The organism is Pseudomonas sp. B15(2017) (assembly GCF_002113215.1).
Taxonomy (GTDB): domain Bacteria; phylum Pseudomonadota; class Gammaproteobacteria; order Pseudomonadales; family Pseudomonadaceae; genus Aquipseudomonas.
Genome location: NZ_NEJZ01000008.1, coordinates 82,503 through 102,991, shown reverse-complemented (window position 1 = coordinate 102,991; position 20,489 = coordinate 82,503). Strand labels below are relative to the sequence as shown.

Genomic DNA, 20,489 nt, shown 5'->3' with positions numbered 1-20,489 from the left:
AGAGAGAGCACAACATGGGACTGTTCGATTACAAAAATGCCGACGGCAAAGCGCTGTACAGCGATGCCATCGCCCTGACGCTGTATGCCTACACGCCGACCGGGCAGGCTTTGCCCGGCACCGGCTGGAAGCCGATCGGCGCCACGGCGCTGGGCTATCAGGGCAAGGTCGGGGCGCAGGGCACGTTCTTCGGCGAGAAGGACGGCTTCACCAGTGCCGAAGCCGAAGTGCTCGGCAAGTACGACGCCGCGGGCAAGCTGATCGGCATCGGCGTGGCCTTCCGGGGCACCGGCGGACTGGGTTACAGCGACACTTTTGGCGACATGAAAAACAATCTGCTGGCCGCCATCGGCCCGACGGATTACGCCACCCAGTACGCGAAAAACGCCTTCGACAACCTGCTGAAATCGGTGGCGGCTTTCGCCATCGCCCACGGCATCGCGGCCAGGGACGTGCTGATCAGCGGCCACAGCCTCGGCGGTCTAGGGGTCAACAGCGTGGCGGAGCTGAGCGCGAGCAACTGGGGCGGGTTCTTCAAGGATGCCAATTACATTTCGTTCGCCTCGCCGACCCAGAGCAGCACCGGCACCAACGTGCTGAACATCGGTTATGAGAATGATCCGGTGTTCCGCGTGCTCGACGGCACCACGTTCAGTACCGCGTCGATGGGCAAGCACGACAAGCCGCACGACTCGACCACCGACAACATCGTCAACTTCAACGACAACTACGCATCCACTGCGCAGAACCTGGTGCCGTTCAGCATCGCCAATCCGCTGAACTGGTCGGCCCACAGCTCGCTGGGGTATGCCGACGGCCTGAATCGGGTGATCGCGTCGAAGTTCTACGGCCTGACGCACAAGGATTCGACGATCATCGTCTCCAACCTTGAGGAAGCGTCGCGGGGCAAGACCTGGGTCGAGGATCTGGGCCGCAGCGGCGAGCCGCACACCGGCAGCACGTTCATCATCGGCACCGACAGCGGCGACTGGTTAAAGGGCGGGGCGGGCAACGACTTTCTGGAAGGCCGGGGTGGCGATGACCGTTTCCGTGACGATGGCGGTTTCAACATCCTGCTCGGTGGTCAGGGTCACAACACCTTCGAACTGCAAAAGCCGTTGCAGAACTTCAGCTTCGCCAACGACGGCGACGGCACGCTGTACGTGCGTGACGCCTACGGCGGCATCAGCATGACCCGCGACATCGGCGCGCTGGTGAGCAAGGAGTCGGGGTCGTGGTGGGGCAGCAAGGACATCACCTGGACCGTCACCGCCAAAGGCCTGGCCAACGGTGCCGAACTGACCCAGTACAACCACTCGCTCAGCGGCGGCGCGATGGGCGACACCCTCAAAGCCACCGCTGACGGCGACTGGCTGTTCGGCCTGGGCGGCAACGATCACCTGCAAAGCGACAAGGCCCACGTGACCTTCGTCGGCGGCGCCGGCAATGACGTGATGAGCGCGGTGGGTGGCAACAATACCTTCCTGTTCAGCGGCGCGTTTGGCTTCGACGCGATCAATGGCTACCAGGGCAGCGACAAACTGGTGTTCATGGGCGTCGAAGGCGCAGGGCAGGGCTACGACTACAAGCAACACGCGTCGCAGTCCGGAAGCGATACCGTGCTGAAGATTGGCGATTTTGCCGTGACGCTGGTCGGGGTCGGTGTGGCTAATCTGTCGGATTCGAGTTTCGTCTTCGCCTGACAAACCTTGTGGGAGCGAGATTGCTCGCGAAGAGGGCGTGTCAGTCACCCAACCGGTAACTGACAGACCGCTATCGCGAGCAAGCTCCCACATTGTCACTGTGTAGTAAATGCTCCGGGGCGCCTCGGGAGGGGCGTTCTGGTTGTGAGCTATCTCTGAACAATTCCAACAAAAAGAGAGGCAACAGCAATGGGTGTGTATGACTACAAGAATTTCGGTACGGCGGATTCCAAGGCGCTGTTCAGCGACGCCATGGCCATCACGCTGTATTCCTACCACAACCTCGATAACGGCTTTGCCGTCGGTTATCAGCACAACGGCTTCGGCCTCGGTTTGCCGGCCACGCTGGTGACCGCGCTGATCGGCGGTACGGATTCCCAGGGGGTGATCCCCGGCATTCCGTGGAACCCCGACTCGGAAAAAGCCGCGCTTGATGCGGTGAAAAAAGCCGGTTGGACCCCGATCACCGCCTCGCAACTGGGTTACGAGGGCAAGACCGATGCCCGCGGCACCTTCTTCGGCGAAAAGGCCGGCTACACCAGCGCCCAGGTGGAAATCCTCGGCAAATACGACGCTCAGGGCCATCTCACCGAGATCGGCATCGCCTTTCGCGGCACCAGCGGCCCACGGGAAATCCTGATCGGTGACTCGATCGGTGACGTGATCAACGACTTGCTCGCCGCATTCGGGCCCAAGGATTACGCCAGAAACTACGTCGGCGAAGCCTTCGGCAACCTGATGAACGATGTGGTGGCGTTCGCCAAGGCCCACGGCCTGACCGGCAAGGACGTGCTGGTCAGCGGTCACAGCCTGGGCGGGCTGGCGGTCAACAGCATGGCGGATTTGAGCACCAGCAAATGGGGTGGGTTCTTCCAGGATTCCAACTACATCGCCTACGCCTCGCCGACACAGAGCAGCACCGACAAGGTGCTCAACGTCGGCTACGAAAACGACCCGGTGTTCCGCGCCCTCGACGGCTCGACCTTCACCGGTGCATCCCTCGGCGTGCACGACGCGCCCAAGGAGTCGGCGACCGATAACATCGTCAGCTTCAACGACCACTACGCCTCGGCGGCGTGGAACGTGCTGCCGTTCTCGATCATCAACATTCCGACCTGGATCTCGCACCTGCCGACCGCTTATGGGGATGGCATGAACCGGGTGATCGAGTCGAAGTTCTACGACCTGACCAGCAAGGACTCGACGATCATCGTCGCCAACCTGTCGGACCCGGCGCGGGCCAACACTTGGGTACAGGACCTGAACCGCAACGCCGAAACCCACAAGGGCAGCACGTTCATCATCGGCAGCGACGGCAACGACCTGATCCAGGGCGGCAGCGGCAACGATTATCTGGAAGGCCGCGCCGGCAACGACACGTTCCGCGATGGCGGGGGCTACAACATTCTGCTCGGCGGCTCGGGCAACAACACTCTGGAGTTGCAGAAGTCGGTCAATACCTACGACTTCGCCAACGACGGCGCCGGCAACCTGTACATCCGCGATGCCAACGGCGGCATCAGCATCACCCGCGATATCGGCAGCATCGTCACCAAGGAGCCGGGTTTTCTCTGGGGCCTGTTCAAGGATGACGTGACCCACAGCGTCACCGCGACCGGTTTGAAGGTCGGCAACAATGTCACTCAGTACGAGTCGAGCGTGAAAGGCACCGGCGGCGCCGACACCCTCAAGGCCGAGGCCAGCGGTGACTGGCTGTTCGGCCTTGACGGCAACGATCACTTGATTGGCGGAGCGGGCAACGACGTGTTCGTCGGCGGCGCCGGCAATGACCTGATGGAGTCGGGCGGCGGGGCGGATACCTTCCTGTTCAGCGGCGCGTTCGGTCAGGATCGCGTGTTGGGTTACACCGCCAATGACAAACTGGTGTTCCTCGGCGTGCAGGGGGTGCTGCCGGGCGACGACTTCCGCGCTCATGCCACGGCGGTGGGACAGGATACGGTGCTGAAATTCGGCGCTGATTCGGTGACGCTGGTCGGGGTTGCATTGAACAGCTTGAGTGCCGACGGGATTGTGATCGCCTGACGGCAAGCGTGGGGAGGGAGCAAGCTCTCTCCCCATCAAACCTTCCCATATCGAAAGTGACTCACCCGCCATTCCCTGACTCCAATCCCTGCACCAACAGGAAATGCGGCCTAAAGTCATGACGGCAACGTTCGTCATCCAAAGGCCGCCAACGAGTACAGGAGATTCACACGTGAAAGGTTTCAAGAGGTTTATCGGTATGACGGGACTGGCGCTGCTGTCGGCCAATGCCTGGGCCGATCTGCCTCACAGCTCGATTCTGAGCCGCTATGGCGTCACCACCGATCAACTGCCAAAACCGGCCGACAGTGACGACGTCAAACCCGTTGAAGAGAAAAGCCGCTTTTACATCCAGCCCGAACAACCGTTCGTGACGATTCGCATCGGCGAAGACCATGAACCGGAAATGACCGGTAACCTGAGCATCGACCGCATGGCGCAGCAGGAACGCCAACGTTGCCAGCGCTTGCAGGAAGAAATGGTCCGGCGCGGCGAGCGAGCGTTGAACTGCGATGGCTCCATCCCGGGCATGGCGTTACCCCGCTGACAAATGCAAAAAAGGCTGCGCTCCAACAGGAACGCAGCCTTTTTTGATGGGGTCGCGGTCAGTCTTCCTTGCGCACCGTGGCTACTTCGTCTGCACGTACACGCACCTTGGCGCCGGAAATATCCTTGAACTCATAGAAGCCATCCTCGGTTTTGGTGTCGGGCATGTCTTCGGTCAGGTATTGGGTGCCGTTCTGCAAGGTGACTACCGTCTGGGTAGAGCAGCCGGCCAGTGCCAACAGCGCCGCAACAGCCAACGGGATCCCGAGAGTCTTGATTTTCATAAGCAGCATTCCTGTTCATTTCGACCAATGTCGGCCTCTAACGCGGTTGGTGCCATTGCGCCCGGAAAAGTTCGATGGCCACCTGAAAAAAACCACACCGGAGGTGCCACTGATCTTTTTCCGTTTGCACCTGCGGGGGCAGGCTGGTATCTGTACGCATAACCAGTACTCGCTTGCCATGGCCCCGAATTCACCGTGACTGCCAATCCCCTCGACGACCCGTTCTATTACCTCAACAACTTCCGCCAGGTGCTTGATTGGCTTGAGCTTCGCTACGCCGACGTCATGAACGAAGCCGAGCACGCCTTCATCCACGACTTCAAGGCACTGCCGCGCGGATCCCAGGGGTTGCTGGTGCGGATGGTCATGCGCAAGGGCGTGCATTTTCGCGCCGGCAAGCTGAATTATCCGGAAATAGGCGACATCGCCGAGGCGGCGCAACCGCTGCTGGAGCATGGCTGGCTCGATGAGCAGGCGCCGTTGGCGATGGCGGATCTGTTCGAGGTGTTGCTCAAGGCCGAGATCCTGCAAGCCTTCGGCCCGGCCATCGACCAGCCACGAGGCAAGAAAGTCGACTGGCTGCCGCTGCTGCACGAAAAATTCCCCGAACCCCGCAGTTTCAGGCAGTGGTGCCCGACGCTGGCGGATCGGCTGTTCAGCCTGACGCTGATGCAGCTGTGCGACCGTTTTCGCCTGATGTTTTTCGGCAACCTGTATCAGGACTGGTCGGAGTTCGTGCTCGCCGACCTTGGCATCTTCACCTACGAAAAAGTCGAATTCAGCGCCGACTCCCGGGGCCTGCGTAGTCGTGCCGACGTCGATGCCTGTCTGTTTCTGCATGACTGCCAGTTGTATTTCGAGGCCGGCGAGCCGCTGGAGCCGATCGTCGAACAGGTCGCGGCACTGCATTTCGACAACCCGTGGCTGCAACGCCGACGCGGCAAGCTGTTGTTCCAGATCGGCCAATACTGCGAGCGCATCGGCGAATTCGCCCTGGCCCTGAAGATCTATCGTGATTGCGCCTATCCCGGCGCCCGATTGCGGATGATCCGCGTGCTGGAGCGCAGCGCCGAATATGCGTTGGCGCTGGAACTGGCGGTGATTGCCGAGCAGGCGCCGCAAACCGCTACCGAACAGCAGGGCCTGCAACGGCTGTTGCCGCGCTTGCGGCGCAAGCTCGGCGGGCCACCGATCAAACGCACAGCGCCCGGTCTGGTGGAACGGCTGGATCTGCACCTGCCGCGTCTGGATCCGGCGTTGTCGGTGGAATATCACGTTCAGGCGCACCTGCACGAAGAAACGGGCCCGGTGCACTACGTGGAAAACAGCCTGATCAATTCATTGTTCGGCCTGCTGTGCTGGCCGGCGATCTTCGCGCCATTGCCGGGCGCGTTCTTTCACCCGTTTCAGCGCGGGCCGGTGGATCTGCTCAACGAGGACTTCCAGCTGCGTCGTGCGCAGCTGTTTCAGGCCTGTCTGGCCGAACTCGACGATGGCCGCTATGCCGACACCATCCGCGCGCGGTTCGCCGCCAAATGGGGCGTGCAGTCGCCGTTCGTGTTCTGGGGCGCGCTCAATGAAGAGCTGCTGGAGCAGGCGCTGGCCTGTCTGCCGGCCGAACACCTCAAGCACTGGTTCAGCCGTCTGCTGCTGGACATCAAGGCCAATCGCGCCGGCATGCCCGACCTGATCCAGTTCTGGCCGCAGCACAAGACCTACCGGATGATCGAAGTCAAAGGCCCGGGCGATCGCTTGCAGGACAACCAATTGCGCTGGCTGGAGTTCTGCCATACGCACCGGATGCCGGTCGCCGTGTGTTACGTGCAATGGGCGGAGCAGGGCGCTTGAGCTACAGCATCGCGGTGCGGGCGTTGTGCGAATTCACCGCCAAAACCGGTGACCTCGACTTGCGCTTCACCCCGTCACCGACCGCGCTGGAGGGGATTGCCGGGCATCGTACGGTGGCGTCCCGGCGCAACGACGCCTACCAGAGCGAAGTGGCGCTGGAGGGCGCATTCGGGCCATTGAAGGTCAAGGGCAGGGCGGACGGCTACGACCCGACGCAGAACTGCCTGGAAGAAGTCAAAACCTACCGCGGCGACTTGAGCAAACAACCGGCCAATCATCGTTCACTGCATTGGGCCCAGGCGAAAATCTATGGCTGGTTGATGTGCTGTCGATTGCAGCTTGAGCAGATCAATCTGGCGCTGGTGTATTTCGACATCGTCACGGAAAAGGAAACCTGTCTGGTCGAGGCGTTCAGCGCTGAAGCGCTGCGGCAGTTCTTCGAACGACAGTGCGGTTTGTTTCTGGCGTGGGCCGAACAGGAAATGGCTCACCGCGAAGCGCGCAACCGTGCGGCGCAGCAGTTGGGTTTTCCCCATGCCGCCTTTCGCCCCGGCCAGCGTCACCTCGCCGAATCGGTGTTCAAGGCTGTCAGCACCGGCCGCTGTCTGATGGCTCAGGCGCCGACCGGGATCGGCAAGACACTCGGTACCCTGTTTCCGATGCTCAAGGCGTTGGCGCCGCGGCAACTGGACAAGGTTTACTTCCTCACCGCCAAGACACCCGGACGCAAACTGGCGCTGGATGCGGCGCAAGTGCTGTTCGATCACAGCGCAACCTTGCCCCTGCGGGTGCTGGAAATGGTCGCCCGGGACAAGGCCTGCGAACACCCGGACAAGGCTTGCCACGGCGAATCCTGCCCGTTGGCCCAGGGTTTTTACGACCGTTTGCCCGCTGCCCGCGAAGCCGCCAGCCAATTGCGCCTGCTGGATCAGGCTGCACTGCGGGACGTCGCCGCGCAGCACGCGGTGTGTCCTTACTACCTGAGCCAGGAAATGGCCCGCTGGGCCGACGTGGTGGTGGCCGACTACAACTACTACTTTGACTTCAGCGCGCTGCTGTTCGGCCTGGCCCAGTTCAATCAATGGAACGTCGCCGTGCTGGTGGACGAGTCGCACAACCTGGTCGAACGCGGTCGGCAGATGTACAGCGCCACTCTCGATCAGGCGACACTGGGCAGCGTGCGCAAAACCGCGCCCGAGGCCTTGAAGAAGTCGCTGCAGCGGGTCAACCGTGAATGGAACGCCCTGCACAACGAACAGTTGGCGCCGTATCAGGCCTACGACAAGGCGCCGGAAAAACTGCTGCAGGCGCTTTCTTCCTGCACGGCGAGCATCGGCGACTACCTCAACGATCACCCGCAAGGGCTCGACAGCGCGTTGCAGAACTTCTATTTCGAGATGCTGCAGTTCGGCCGGGTGGCAGAGCTGTTCGACGCGCATTACCTGTTCGACATCAGCAAACGCGACCTCGAGCGCAAGCGACCGTTATCGCAGCTGTGCCTGCGCAACGTGGTGCCGGCGGCGTTCATCGGCCCGCGCCTGAGTGCAGCGCGCAGCAGCGTGCTGTTTTCCGCAACCCTAAGCCCGCGCCACTATTACGCCGACTTGCTCGGCACGCCGGCCGACACGGTCTGGATCGATGTCGAGTCGCCGTTCAGCGCCGAACAATTGCAGGTGCGGATCGTCAGCCGGATTTCCACCCGTTTCACGCACCGTCAGGCATCGCTGGAGCCGATTGTCGAGCTGATCGCCCGCCAGTTCAGTGAGCGTCCGGGCAACTACCTGGCGTTCTTCAGCAGTTTCGATTACCTGCAGCAGGTCGCGCAGTTGCTCGCCGAGCGGCACCCGCACATCACCCGCTGGCAGCAATCCCGGGGCATGACCGAAGGCGCGCGGCAGGACTTTCTCGATCAATTCACCGCCGACAGCCAAGGCGTCGGTTTTGCCGTGCTCGGCGGCGCGTTCGGTGAAGGCATCGATCTGCCCGGCGCACGGCTGATTGGCGCATTCATCGCCACCCTCGGGCTGGCCCAGCTCAATCCGGTCAATGAACAGATGAAGCGGCGCATGGCCGCGATCTTCGGTGCCGGTTACGACTACACCTACCTGTTCCCCGGCGTGCAGAAAGTGGTGCAGGCCGCCGGGCGGGTGATCCGTACCCAGCAGGATCGCGGCGTGGTGATGCTGATCGATGATCGCTTTGCCGAAAGTCGCATCCGCCAATTGCTGCCACGCTGGTGGCACCTCGATCTCGCAGAAGCACCTTTCCAATCCGCCGGTTTGCCGCATACTCCGGTGATTGAAAAACTGTTTTGAGCCAAGCCTGATGAGCGAGAACAAGAAGTCCGCTGCAATTGAAGACATGCGCTTTCGTTTGCTGATCGATGCGGTGGTCGATTATGCGATCTACATGATCGACCCCGATGGCATCATCACCAGCTGGAACTCCGGCGCCAAACGCTTCAAGGGATACGAAGAATCGGAAATCCTCGGCGAACACTTTTCCCGTTTCTACACCGATGAAGACCGCGCAAAAGGTTTGCCGCAGCGAGCGCTGGACACGGCGATCCGCGAAGGCCGGTTCGAGGGTGAAGGCTGGCGGGTCCGCAAGGACGGCACGCACTTCTGGTGCCACGTAGTGATCGATCCGATTTTCAGCCCGAGCGGGCAACTGCTCGGGTTTGCCAAGATCACCCGCGACCTGACCGACCGCAAGATGGCCGAAGAAACCCTCAAGCAGAGCGAACAACAGTTCCGCCTGTTGGTGCAGGGCGTCACCGACTATGCGATCTACATGCTCAGCCCCGAAGGCCGGGTGACCAACTGGAACCCCGGTGCCCAGCGAATCAAGGGATACAGGCCGGATGAAGTGATCGGCAAGCATTTCTCGATGTTCTACACCCCGCAAGACCGTGAGGCGGGTGAACCCCAGCGCGCCCTGGAAACCGCGGTAAGCGAAGGCCGTTTCGAGAACAGGAGCTGGCGCCTGCGCAAGGACGGCACGCGGTTTCTGGCGCATGTGGTGGTCGATGCGATTCGCGGCGACACCGGCACCTTGCTCGGCTTTGCCAAGATTACCCGCGACGTCACCGAAGCTACCGAAGCGCAGCAGGCCCTGGAGAAAACCCGTGAAGCGCTGTTCCAGGCGCAGAAAATGCAGGCCATCGGCCAACTCAGCGGCGGCATTGCCCATGACTTCAACAATTTGCTGACGGTGATTCTCGGCAACCTGGAAATCGTGCGCAAACGCCTGGGCGACGACCCTAAAGTCAGCCGTCTGCTGGAAAACGCCACGCAGGGCGCATTGCGCGGCGTTTCGCTGACCCAACGCATGCTGGCTTTCGCCCGGCGTCAGGAGCTCAAGACCGAACCGATCGAAATCCCGAAACTGGTGCAGGGCATCACCGGGCTGTTGCGCAGTTCGCTGGGGCCGGGGATCCGCATCGAAACGCAATTCCCCGATGATCTGCAAGCCGTGTTGGCTGACAGCAACCAGCTCGAACTGGCGGTGCTCAACCTGGCGACCAACGCCCGCGACGCCATGCCCGATGGCGGAAGCGTCATCATCCGTGCCGAGCCAGAAGTTGTGCTCGAACAAAACGACTCGACCATGACGGCCGGGCGTTACGTCTGCCTGAGGGTGATCGATACCGGTGAAGGCATGGACGCTGACACGCTGGCATCGGCGACCGATCCGTTTTTCACCACCAAAGGCCTGGGCAAAGGCACCGGGCTTGGGTTGTCGATGGTCCACGGCTTCATCGAACAACTGGGCGGGCGATTCATTCTGAAAAGTACCAAGGGGCAGGGTACGACCGCTGAGCTGTGGTTGCCGGTAGCCATCGACAGCGTCGCCGCCACACCGCATGGCCCGGTTTTGTCCACCGACACGGTGCCACGCCTCAGCGTGTTGGTAGTGGATGATGACAGTCTGGTGCTAACCAGCACTGTCCTGTTGCTGGAAGACCTTGGCCATCGGGTAATCGGTGCCACTTCCGGCGCCCAGGCGCTGGAACTGTTCGATCAGGGCCAGGTGATCGACCTGATGATCACCGACATGGCCATGCCACAGATGAGCGGCGCACAACTGGCTCACGCCGTGCGCATGCTCAAGCCGGATCTGCCGATCATCCTCGCCACCGGTTATGCCGAGCGCCTCGAAGGCTTTGCAGCCGGGTTGCCACGACTGTCGAAACCGTTCAATCAACTGAATCTGATGGAGATCATTGCCCGGTCGATGAAGTGAATCGAGGCAATCGAGCTGAACTTGTCCGGGACGTGGCGCCTCCAAACGCTTTGTCTTGGAGCGCTCTACCGTGCCACGCATATTGACCGAGCCGACCGCCGAAGAAACCCTGAACGAACATAACGCCAAAATGTTCGGCTCACCCAAGGAGCGGCTGGATTTCTACCGACGGGAAATCCAGTACGAAACCAGCATCCTGGCCAATCGAACCGACGCCTACCTGGCGGCGCAATCGTTTCTGGTGATTGCCTTCGCGTCCTGCATGGCCAACCTCAACCCCGAGTGGGGCAAGTTATTCACGCTGGTGGTGCCACCGTTTCTGGCCTTGCTTGGCATGCTCAGTTCGCTCAATGCCTGGCCGGGGATTCGTGCCGCTTACGACATCATCGATCATTGGCATTTCAAACAGAGTGAATTGCTGCGCAGCGAACCCCTGATGGGGCTGGCTTATGACGAATCGCCTTTGTTCAGCGAGATGGAATCGAGCCACAAGGGCTATCGCAAGTCACTGCTGTTTTCCATTCGAACGCCGTGGATCTTTGCCACGTTCTGGATGTTGCTCGGCACGTATGCCATCTACATTCAGGTGACCAACCCGGGAAGCTGAAGCAGCACCGCGTTCAAGGGCGGCCTGTCGACTTGTCCGGTTGTTTACGCTGCTCGTAGCGGGCGAGGATCGGCTGGGTGCTGACGCCGTGCAGCAGAATGCTCAGCGCCACCACCGACAGGGTCAGGTCGGTACACAGCGTGCCCACGCTGCTGTCCAGTCCATGGTTCAGCGCATAGAAAAGGTAGAACAGACTGCCGATGCCTCGAATGCCGAACCAGCCGATCAACAACCGTTGGCGCCCCGCGAGTAGCGATCCCCATGGCATCAACGCCACGCAAACGGGGCGAATCACACAAAACAGTACGCCGCCGACCAGCAACGCCCGCCAGTCCCAGTGACTGACCAGCACCACGCCCAGCAGGGTCACCAGAAACACTTCCATCGCCCGCTCGACCAGACCTCCGAAAGACAGCATGTCGCCCATCATGATGCCGGCGGCCACCTGGCTGTCTTCCAGTCGTTCGGTATCGCCATGCACCGCCTGCTGCGGTTCGACGTTCTGATGGCCGACCACCGGTTGCACCAGATGCTCGGCGGGTGGTTGGTGGGCACCGGTGAATTTGACTTCCTCCTGCCGCAACCCCAGGCCGGCGGCAAACACTGACAGAAAGCCGTAGCCACCAATGGATTCCGCCGCCACGTAGGCCAGTGCGATCAATGCCAGCGCCAGATAGTCGTTGGGGCTGAGGGTGCTGTCATCGTTGCGGATACGCAGTGACAAGGTCAGGCGGCCGATGCCACGGCCCATCCAGTAACCGCAAAGCAAGCCGGCGGGCACGGCCCAGAGCACGCTGCGTAGCACCCAGTCGGGCCACTCGGCGGCAAAACCTTCACCGTGCAGCAGCAACAGCCCGAGGATCACGAAAGGAAAGGCAATCCCGTCATTGAGCCCGGCCTCGCCGGACAGGCCGAACCGCACGCTGTCGACGTCCCGCGCATCGTTGACCTGTACCAGCGCAGCGAGTACCGGATCGGTCGGCGCCAGAATCGCCCCGATCAGCAACGAAGGGCCCCAATTCAGGTTCAGGCCGAAATGCAGCAGCAGGCAGACCCCAATGATCGTCAGCACCATCACCGGACCTGCCAGGCCAAATGCGATCCGCCAACGTTTGTCGCGCAGCGGCAATCGCAGTTTCAAACCGCAGACAAACAGAGAAAACAGCACCGCGACTTCGGTCAGGTGCTCCATCCACAAAGAGGCTTCGTCCAGCGGCAATTTCAGCAAATCAAGCCCGACCGGCCCGATGCCGACGCCCAACAGCAGGCATACCGCGGATGTCGTCACCGGCATCCATCGCAGATAGGAGGACGTCAGTGCAAGCATGAGCAGCACGGCGCCGAGCACCGCGACCCAAACGATGAAGCTCACGACGGGAGGCCCGCCGCGCCGATTCGATGTCGCCGCAACATGCCCGACCTAACCCGCGGTCGTGCGCAGGTATTCCGGCGTCAGCACGTTGAACCACAGCAGAATCATCGATACCAGCAACGTCACCAGCACCAGCAGCGCAACGCCCCAGACGCTCGCCGAATACAGCAAGCCCTGTTCCTTGCGCTCGTGCATGAAGGTCGGCAGGCCAACGAACAGCAGAAACGTCGAATAAATCGACGCCGCGCCCAGCACCAGTACCGCCAGCCAGCGGCTCGGGTACAGGCCGCCGATCCCGGCGAGGAAAAACGGGCTGACGGTATACGCCGCGAACCCTATGCACTGATTGAGCGTCGGCCGCGCATCGAAGGTGCGCGACATCCAGCGGATGAAACCGCCGATGATCGCCACACCGACGACGATAGTGAGGTAGAGCATGACACTCAACTGCAGAGCACTGGCACTGCTGAGCCTGACGGTTTCACCCGCCGCCAGGCTCCAGCCGACATAAGTCGTGCCGATGAACAGGCACACCGCCGGAACAAGTGCCAGTAACAGCAGATGGGCGAGGTAATGACGCGGATGCGCTTCTTCTTCGCGGCGGATATCGGTCCAGGCGAAGTTCGGCTGGGTGAAGAGTTTGACGATAGGTGCGGACATGACGACCTCCTGATCTCTTGCAACCCGAACGGGCCATGAAGGTATGGAGAGGTCGCCTTGTCCAGCGGTTCACTTTTTTTCGGCGGTGTGATCAGAGCATGGGTTTGCCGCCGGTCACGCCATAGCGCTGACCGGTGATGTAGCTGGCTTCGTCCGACGCCAGCAGCACATAGATCGGCGCGACTTCCACTGGCTGGCCGGGCCGGCCGAGTGGTGTCTGCTCGCCGAAGTTCTGCACTTCTTCATCCGGCATGGTCGAGACGATCAGCGGCGTCCAGATCGGCCCCGGCGCGACGCAGTTCACGCGAATCTCCCTCGGCCCGAGTATCTGGGCCAGACCACCGGTGAAATTGGCGATGGCGCCTTTGGTGGTGGCGTAGGCGAGCAGGGTGGGTTTGGGCATGTCCGAGTTGACCGAACTGGTGTTGATGATCGAAGCGCCGGGGCCCATGTGTTTGATGGCGGCCTGGCACAGACGGAAAATCGCGGTGATGTTGACGTCGAAGGTCATCACCCATTCATCGTCGGGAATCTCCTCGAAGGTTTCATGAGTCATCTGGAAGGCTGCATTGTTGACCAGCACGTCGATGCGGCCGAAGCGCTCGACAGTTTGGTCCACCAACGCCTGGCACTGGGCCTTCTGGGCAATGTCGCCGGGCAGCAGCAAGCACTGGCGGCCGGCCTGTTCGACCCAGCGCGCGGTTTCCTTGGCATCTTCGTGTTCGTTGAGATAGGCGACCGCTACATCTGCACCTTCACGGGCGAAGGCGATAGCCACCGCCCGGCCGATGCCGCTGTCGGCACCGGTAATCAGCGCAATCTTGCCGGCCAGCCGACCGGAGCCGGTGTAGCTTTGCTCGCCGCAATCGGGGTAGGGCTCCATCTTGCGCTGGGAGCCAGGAACCGGTTGTGCCTGTTTCGGGAATGGGGGTTTTGGATAGTGCGTCATCGTCAATCTCCGGGTCTCATGTCAGGTAGGCCGGTTGACCCGGCCTGTCTTGAGTGAGTTCGATCGGATTGACGCTTGGGTTTGTCCTGACGTGATTACCGGGACTTCAAGGCTCGCTCCATCCGCGAGATCCCTTCTTCCAGCATCGAACGCGGGCAACCGAAGTTCAGGCGCACGAACTGTTGGCTGTGATCGCCAAAATCCAGGCCAGGGCTGAGGCCGACACGGGCGTGTTCCAGGAAGAATTTCTGTGGGTCGTCCAGATCCAGCGCCGAGCAGTCGAGCCACGCCAGATAAGTGCCTTGTGGAACGTTGATCGTTACGCCGGGCAGACGGCTGCGAACCGCTTCTACCAGCCAGTCACGGTTGGCTTGCAGGTATTGCTTGAGTTCCTTCAGCCACGGACCGGCCTCGCTGTAGGCCACGCGGGTGGCTTCCATGCCCAGCGGGTTGACGCTGTCGACCATGCCGCAACGGGCGTGGTTGACGCGTTCGCGCAGGGCGGCGTCCTGGATGATCATGAACGAGGTCTTGAGACCGGCGATGTTGTAGGCCTTGCTCGCCGACATCAGAGTGATGGTGCGGCGGGCGATCTCCGGGCTCAGGGAGGCGGTCGGAATGTGTAGGCGGCCGTCGTAGCACAGCTCGGCGTGGATTTCGTCGGAGATGATCCAGGCGTCCTGCGCCACGCAGATGTCCGCCACCGCTTGCAGTTCTTCACGGCCGAAGACCTTGCCGATCGGGTTGTGCGGGTTGCTCAGGAGCAGGGCGCCACCACCGGTCAGGGATTCACGCAGCGCGTCCAGCGGGGTGGCGTAGGTGCCGTCGGCCTGTGCGTTGAATTCCAGTTCAACCTTGTTCAAGCCCCAATGGCCCGGCGCATGGCGCAGCGGCGGGTAGTTCGGGGTCTGCACCACGACGTTCTGCTGAGGCTGCACCAGCGCCTTGAGCGCCATGTTGAAACCCGATTCAACACCCGGCAGGAAAATCAGCTCCTGCGGTTTGACCCGCCAGGCAAATTTGTTCCAGAGGTCGGCAACGATGGCCTCGCGCAGGTTGTCCTGGGCCACGCTGTAACCCACCAACGGGTGCAGCAGGCGTTGTTGCAGCGCCTCGATGACCACTGGCGGCGCAGCGAAATCCATGTCAGCGACCCACATCGGCAACACGTCGGCCGGATAGCGGCTCCACTTGGTGCTGCCGGTGTCGTGGCGGTCGAATACCTGATCAAAATCGAAAGTCATGCGTTGTCTCTGAAAGCGGAGATGGGTCGTGCCCGCCATGATAAGCCCATGCTCCTGAAGGAGCACACAAAACCTGTGGGAGCGAGCTTGCTCGCGAATGCGTCTGGTCAGGCAGCATCAATGTTGAATGACACACCGCTTTTCGCGAGCAAGCTCGCACACAGGGAGGTGGTGATCCGACAAACGGCCGACGGTCGGTTTTCACACTGGCCAACCGCACGTTGTCTACAGTGAAAAAGTCGGCACTCAAGTGCCGCAACCGTGATTGTCCAGAACAGACCCGGCACCAGTACCGGGTTCCACCTGATCAGGAGTGCACGATGGATCTCAGCCGTCGTCAGTTCTTCAAGGTCGCCGGTATCGGCCTTGCAGGCTCTAGCCTGGGCGCGTTGGGCATGGCCCCGACGCTGGCCTTCGCCGAGCAGGTGCGCCACTTCAAGCTTGCCCACACCCATGAAACCCGCAACACCTGCCCGTATTGCTCGGTCGGTTGCGGGTTGATCATGTACAGCCAGGGCGATGCCGCGAAGAACGTTGCGCAAAACATCATCCATATCGAGGGCGACGCCGACCACCCGGTCAATCGGGGCACCCTGTGCCCGAAAGGCGCGGGCCTTCTGGACTTCATTCACAGCCCCGGCCGCCTGCAGTACCCGCAGGTGCGCAAGCCCGGCAGCAGCGAATGGACCCGGATCACCTGGGACGAAGCCCTCGACCGCGTCGCCGACCTGATGAAGGCCGACCGCGACGCCAATTTCGTCGAGCAGAACGCCCAGGGGCAGACGGTGAATCGCTGGCTGACTACCGGTTTCCTCGCGGCGTCGGCGGCGTCCAACGAAGCGGGCTACATCACCCACAAGGTGATTCGCAGTCTTGGCATGCTGGGGTTCGATAACCAGGCGCGTGTCTGACACGGCCCGACGGTGGCAAGTCTTGCCCCGACGTACGGCCGTGGAGCCATGACCAACACCTGGACCGATATCGCCAACGCGAATCTGATCCTGGTGATGGGCGGCAACGCAGCAGAAGCCCATCCTTGCGGCTTCAAATGGGTGACCGAAGCCAAGGCGCACAACGCCGCGCGGCTGATTGTGGTCGATCCGAGGTTTACCCGGACCGCGTCCGTGGCCGATTACTACGCGCCGATTCGCACCGGCAGCGACATCGCGTTCATGGGCGGGCTGATCAATTACCTGCTGACCGAGGACAAGATCCAGCACGAATACGTGCGCAACTACACCGACGTGTCGTTCATCGTCAAAGCCGGGTTCGGCTTCGAGGACGGACTGTTCACCGGTTACGACGCAGCCAAACGCAGCTACACCGACAAATCTACCTGGGGTTACGAACTGGGTGACGACGGCTTCGTCAAAGTCGACCCGACCCTGCAGGACCCGCGCTGCGTCTATCAATTGATGAAGCAGCATTACAGCCGCTACAACATCGACCTCGCGAGCCAGATCTGTGGCATGCCGGTCGACGCGATGAAAAAGATCTGGGAGGAAATCGCCACTTGCTCGCAACCGGGCAAGACCATGACCATCCTTTATGCGTTGGGCTGGACCCAGCATTCGATCGGCTCGCAGATCATCCGCAGCGCAGCCATGGTGCAACTGTTGCTGGGCAACGTCGGCATGCCCGGCGGCGGGGTCAACGCGTTGCGCGGGCACTCGAACATTCAGGGCCTGACCGACCTCGGCCTGCTGTCCAACGCGCTGCCGGGTTACCTGACCCTGCCCACCGACATGGAGCAGGACTACAACGCCTACATCAAGAAACGCACGCAAGTACCGCTGCGGCCGGGGCAATTGTCCTACTGGCAGAATTACAGCAAGTTCCACGTCAGCCTGATGAAAGCCTGGTACGGCGCCAATGCCACCGCCGAGAATCAGTGGGCCTACCACTACCTGCCGAAACTCGACATCCCCAACTACGACATCCTCAAGGTGTTCGACCTGATGGGGCAGGGCAAGGTCAACGGCTACATGTGTCAGGGCTTCAACCCGATTGCCGCGTTGCCGGACAAGAACCGGGTGATGGCCGCATTGGCCAAGCTGAAATGGCTGGTGGTCATGGACCCGCTGGCCACCGAAACCTCGCAGTTCTGGGAACACGTCGGGCCGTTCAATGATGTGAAGAGCGCCGACATCCAGACCGAAGTGATCCGTCTGCCGACCACCTGTTTTGCTGAAGAGGACGGTTCGCTGGTCAACAGCAGCCGCTGGCTGCAATGGCACTGGAAAGGTGCCGACGGCCCCGGCGAGGCGCGCACTGACGTGCAGATCATGAGTGCGCTGTTCCTGCGCCTGCGTGAGCGTTATCAGGCCCAGGGCGGCAAATTTGCCGATCCGCTGTTGAAGCTGTCGTGGCCGTACAAGATCGCCGAAGAACCCTCGCCGGAAGAGATCGCCAAAGAGATCAACGGCTACGCCACCACGGACTTCACCGACGCCACCGGCGCGGCGATCAAGGGCAATTCGCAACTGGCCGGGTTCGCCCAGCTCAAGGACGACGGCAGCACCGCGTCCGGCTGCTGGATCTTCTGCGGCAGCTGGACCGAAGCCGGCAATCAGATGGCCCGCCGTGACAATAACGACCCTTACGGCATGCATCAGCATCAGGGTTGGGCGTGGGCCTGGCCGGCCAACCGGCGGATTCTGTACAACCGCGCTTCTGCGGACGTCGCCGGCAAACCGTGGGATCCGAAAAAACGCCTGGTGTGGTGGAACGGCAAGGCCTGGGGCGGCACCGACGTGCCGGACTACAAGGCCGACGTGCCGCCGGAGGCCGGGATGAACCCGTTCATCATGAACCCCGAAGGCGTGGCGCGGTTCTTCGCCGTCGACAAGATGAACGAAGGGCCATTCCCCGAGCACTACGAGCCGTTCGAAACCCCGATCGGCATCAACCCGCTGCACCCGGAAAACAAGAACGCCATCAGCAACCCTGCGGCGCGGATTTTCGATTCGGTGTGGGACAGCCTTGGCGTCGCCAAGGATTACCCGTACGCCGCCACCAGCTACCGGCTGACCGAGCATTTCCACTTCTGGAGCAAGCACTGCAAGTTGAACGCGATCGCCCAACCCGAGCAGTTCGTGGAAATCGGCGAAGTACTGGCCAAGGAGAAAGGCATCGCTGCCGGCGACCGGGTGCGGGTCACCTGCAAGCGCGGGTTCATTGAAGCGGTAGCGGTGGTGACCAAAAGGATCCGGCCGTTGCAGGTCAACAACCAGGTGGTGCACCAGATCGGCATTCCGCTGCACTGGGGCTTCACCGGCCTGACGCGTCACGGTTACCTGACCAACACCCTGGTGCCGTTCCTCGGCGATGGCAATACACAGACCCCGGAATCCAAGTCATTCCTGGTCAACGTGGAGAAGCTCTGATGGAGAATCTTTAGATGGCCAGCCAAGACATCATTGCCCGCTCGGCCACCACCACACCCGCGCCGTCGATACGCGGCCAGGAACAGGTGGCCAAACTGATCGACACCACCAAATGCATCGGTTGCAAGGCCTGTCAGGTCGCGTGCTCGGAATGGAACGAGTTGCGCGACGAGGTCGGCCACAACCACGGCACCTACGACAACCCGCAGGACCTGAGCGCCGATTCATGGACGCTGATGCGCTTCACCGAGCATGAAACCGACGCCGGCAATCTCGAATGGCTGATCCGCAAGGACGGCTGCATGCACTGCGCCGAGCCCGGTTGCCTGGCGGCGTGCCCCAGCCCCGGCGCGATCATCAAGCACGCCAACGGCATCGTCGATTTCGATCAGGACCACTGCATCGGCTGCGGTTATTGCATCACCGGTTGCCCGTTCAACATCCCGCGCATTTCGCAGAAAGATCACAAGGCCTACAAATGCACGCTGTGTTCGGACCGGGTGGCGGTGGGGCTTGAGCCGGCCTGTGTGAAAACCTGCCCGACCGGTGCCATCGTGTTCGGCACCAAGGACGACATGAAGACCCACGCCGCCGAGCGCATCGTCGACCTGAAAAGCCGTGGCTTCGACAATGCCGGCCTGTATGACCCGGAAGGCGTCGGCGGCACCCACGTCATGTACGTGTTGCACCACGCCGACACGCCGAAAATCTACGCCGGCCTGCCGGACAACCCCGAGTTCAGTCCGCTGGTGGGCTTGTGGAAAGGCATCAGCAAACCGCTGGGCCTTTTGGCCATGGGCGCCGCGGTGCTGGCCGGGTTCTTCCATTACGTGCGGATCGGCCCGAACCGGGTCGAAGAAGATGAACATCCCGATCCGCCCGACACCTCGGTGCACGTCGTCGATCCGGCAGTGCACACCTTCGACCCACGCGGGGAGGGCCGGCCATGAGCAACAAGACGATCCTGCGCTACACCGCCAATCAGCGCACCAATCACTGGCTGGTGGCGATTCTGTTCTTCATGGCCGGACTGTCGGGGCTGGCTTTGTTTCATCCGTCGATGTTCTGGCTGACCCACCTGTTCGGAGGCGGGCCTTGGACGCGGATCCTGCATCCGTTCATGGGCGTGCTGATGTTCGTGTTTTTCCTCGGCCTGGTGTTTCGCTTCTGGCGCTCGAACTTCTTCATCGACAACGACTGGAAGTGGCTGCGGCGAATTGACCGGGTAATGGTCAACGACGAAGAAACCGTGCCGCCGGTGGGCAAGTACAACGCCGGGCAAAAACTGCTGTTCTGGACTTTACTGCTGTGCATGCTCGCATTGCTGTTCACGGGACTGGTGATCTGGCGCGCGTATTTCAGTCATTACTTCGGCATCACCACGATTCGCTGGGCCATGTTGCTGCACGCACTGGCGGGGTTTGTGCTGATCCTGAGCATCATCGTGCACATCTACGCCGGGATCTGGATCAAGGGTTCGGTGGACGCGATGATGCACGGCTGGGTCAGTCGCGCCTGGGCCAGGAAACACCATGCACTCTGGTATCGCGAGGTGGAAAGCCAGGATCCGCCAGAGCGACCGGTCACGAAAAAGGGCTGACA

General features: G+C 61.5%; 15 protein-coding genes. 10 read left to right on the top strand and 5 right to left on the bottom strand.

Annotation, left to right across the window (positions count from 1 at the left end):
• Positions 1-14: 14 nt before the first annotated feature.
• From CAF73_RS13905 to CAF73_RS13895, 3 genes are all read left to right on the top strand, one after another.
• On the top strand, positions 15-1,703 hold the full coding sequence (locus CAF73_RS13905; RefSeq protein WP_085702998.1) for a polyurethanase: 1,689 nt from the start codon (positions 15-17) through the stop codon (positions 1,701-1,703).
• 189 nt (positions 1,704-1,892) lie between these two features.
• On the top strand, positions 1,893-3,746 hold the full coding sequence (locus CAF73_RS13900; protein ID WP_085702997.1) for a polyurethanase: 1,854 nt from the start codon (positions 1,893-1,895) through the stop codon (positions 3,744-3,746).
• Between the two features lie 172 nt (positions 3,747-3,918).
• Positions 3,919-4,293 (top strand): hypothetical protein, encoded by a 375-nt coding sequence (locus CAF73_RS13895; RefSeq protein WP_085702996.1) that lies wholly within the window; start codon positions 3,919-3,921, stop codon positions 4,291-4,293.
• Between the two features lie 58 nt (positions 4,294-4,351).
• Here CAF73_RS13895 and CAF73_RS13890 read toward each other — a convergent pair whose 3' ends face one another.
• Entirely contained in the window at positions 4,352-4,576 is a 225-nt protein-coding gene (locus tag CAF73_RS13890; protein WP_085696196.1) for a YgdI/YgdR family lipoprotein, read from the bottom strand.
• Between the two features lie 195 nt (positions 4,577-4,771).
• Here CAF73_RS13890 and CAF73_RS13885 point away from each other — a divergent pair, with 195 nt between their 5' ends.
• The 4 genes from CAF73_RS13885 to CAF73_RS13870 all read left to right on the top strand — a co-directional run bounded on the left by CAF73_RS13885 (position 4,772) and on the right by CAF73_RS13870 (position 11,276).
• Positions 4,772-6,424, top strand: coding sequence for a VRR-NUC domain-containing protein (locus CAF73_RS13885; RefSeq protein WP_085702995.1), 1,653 nt, complete (start codon positions 4,772-4,774; stop codon positions 6,422-6,424).
• Positions 6,421-8,739 (top strand): ATP-dependent DNA helicase, encoded by a 2,319-nt coding sequence (locus CAF73_RS13880; protein ID WP_085702994.1) that lies wholly within the window; start codon positions 6,421-6,423, stop codon positions 8,737-8,739. Before CAF73_RS13885 ends, CAF73_RS13880 begins: the two co-directional genes overlap by 4 nt.
• Before the next feature lie 10 nt (positions 8,740-8,749).
• Positions 8,750-10,669 carry a PAS domain-containing sensor histidine kinase gene (locus CAF73_RS13875; RefSeq protein ID WP_085702993.1) on the top strand — a complete coding sequence of 640 codons (1,920 nt, stop codon included), beginning with the start codon at positions 8,750-8,752 and terminating at the stop codon, positions 10,667-10,669.
• Between the two features lie 70 nt (positions 10,670-10,739).
• Positions 10,740-11,276, top strand: a complete 537-nt coding sequence (locus CAF73_RS13870) for a hypothetical protein (protein WP_085696192.1) — start codon at positions 10,740-10,742, stop codon at positions 11,274-11,276.
• A gap of 13 nt (positions 11,277-11,289) precedes the next feature.
• Here CAF73_RS13870 and CAF73_RS13865 read toward each other — a convergent pair whose 3' ends face one another.
• The 4 genes from CAF73_RS13865 to CAF73_RS13850 all read right to left on the bottom strand — a co-directional run bounded on the left by CAF73_RS13865 (position 11,290) and on the right by CAF73_RS13850 (position 15,501).
• Entirely contained in the window at positions 11,290-12,648 is a 1,359-nt protein-coding gene (locus CAF73_RS13865; protein ID WP_085702992.1) for a sodium:proton antiporter, read from the bottom strand.
• A 48-nt stretch (positions 12,649-12,696) separates the two neighbouring features.
• Positions 12,697-13,308 carry a Yip1 family protein gene (locus CAF73_RS13860; RefSeq protein WP_085702991.1) on the bottom strand — a complete coding sequence of 204 codons (612 nt, stop codon included), beginning with the start codon at positions 13,306-13,308 and terminating at the stop codon, positions 12,697-12,699.
• 91 nt (positions 13,309-13,399) lie between these two features.
• Positions 13,400-14,257, bottom strand: a complete 858-nt coding sequence (locus CAF73_RS13855; protein ID WP_085696189.1) for a glucose 1-dehydrogenase — start codon at positions 14,255-14,257, stop codon at positions 13,400-13,402.
• Between the two features lie 95 nt (positions 14,258-14,352).
• Positions 14,353-15,501 carry a MalY/PatB family protein gene (locus CAF73_RS13850; protein ID WP_085703085.1) on the bottom strand — a complete coding sequence of 383 codons (1,149 nt, stop codon included), beginning with the start codon at positions 15,499-15,501 and terminating at the stop codon, positions 14,353-14,355.
• Positions 15,502-15,821: 320 nt separating this feature from the next.
• Here CAF73_RS13850 and fdnG point away from each other — a divergent pair, with 320 nt between their 5' ends.
• The 3 genes from fdnG to CAF73_RS13830 are packed head-to-tail and all read left to right on the top strand — an operon-like array spanning position 15,822 to position 20,487.
• Positions 15,822-18,887: a formate dehydrogenase-N subunit alpha gene (fdnG, locus tag CAF73_RS13840; protein ID WP_139834839.1), complete on the top strand. Its 3,066-nt coding sequence runs from the start codon at positions 15,822-15,824 to the stop codon at positions 18,885-18,887.
• Positions 18,888-18,901: 14 nt separating this feature from the next.
• The gene (fdxH, locus tag CAF73_RS13835) at positions 18,902-19,837 is read left to right on the top strand and encodes a formate dehydrogenase subunit beta (RefSeq protein ID WP_085702989.1); all 936 of its coding nucleotides are present in this window, start codon (positions 18,902-18,904) and stop codon (positions 19,835-19,837) included.
• Positions 19,834-20,487 (top strand): formate dehydrogenase subunit gamma, encoded by a 654-nt coding sequence (locus tag CAF73_RS13830; RefSeq protein ID WP_085702988.1) that lies wholly within the window; start codon positions 19,834-19,836, stop codon positions 20,485-20,487. The genes fdxH and CAF73_RS13830 overlap by 4 nt, the downstream gene beginning before the upstream one ends.
• The last annotated feature ends 2 nt before the right edge of the window (positions 20,488-20,489 follow it).

Bases quoted from the DNA above. Each gene is read 5' to 3' on its own strand.
- CAF73_RS13905 (WP_085702998.1), top strand. From the start codon at position 15: ATGGGACTGTTCGATTACAAAAATGCCGACGGCAAAGCGCTGTACAGC.
- CAF73_RS13900 (WP_085702997.1), top strand. From the start codon at position 1,893: ATGGGTGTGTATGACTACAAGAATTTCGGTACGGCGGATTCCAAGGCG.
- CAF73_RS13890 (WP_085696196.1), bottom strand. From the start codon at position 4,576: ATGAAAATCAAGACTCTCGGGATCCCGTTGGCTGTTGCGGCGCTGTTG.
- CAF73_RS13875 (WP_085702993.1), top strand. From the start codon at position 8,750: ATGAGCGAGAACAAGAAGTCCGCTGCAATTGAAGACATGCGCTTTCGT.
- CAF73_RS13860 (WP_085702991.1), bottom strand. From the start codon at position 13,308: ATGTCCGCACCTATCGTCAAACTCTTCACCCAGCCGAACTTCGCCTGG.
- CAF73_RS13855 (WP_085696189.1), bottom strand. From the start codon at position 14,257: ATGACGCACTATCCAAAACCCCCATTCCCGAAACAGGCACAACCGGTT.
- CAF73_RS13850 (WP_085703085.1), bottom strand. From the start codon at position 15,501: ATGACTTTCGATTTTGATCAGGTATTCGACCGCCACGACACCGGCAGC.
- fdxH (WP_085702989.1), top strand. From the start codon at position 18,902: ATGGCCAGCCAAGACATCATTGCCCGCTCGGCCACCACCACACCCGCG.
- CAF73_RS13830 (WP_085702988.1), top strand. From the start codon at position 19,834: ATGAGCAACAAGACGATCCTGCGCTACACCGCCAATCAGCGCACCAAT.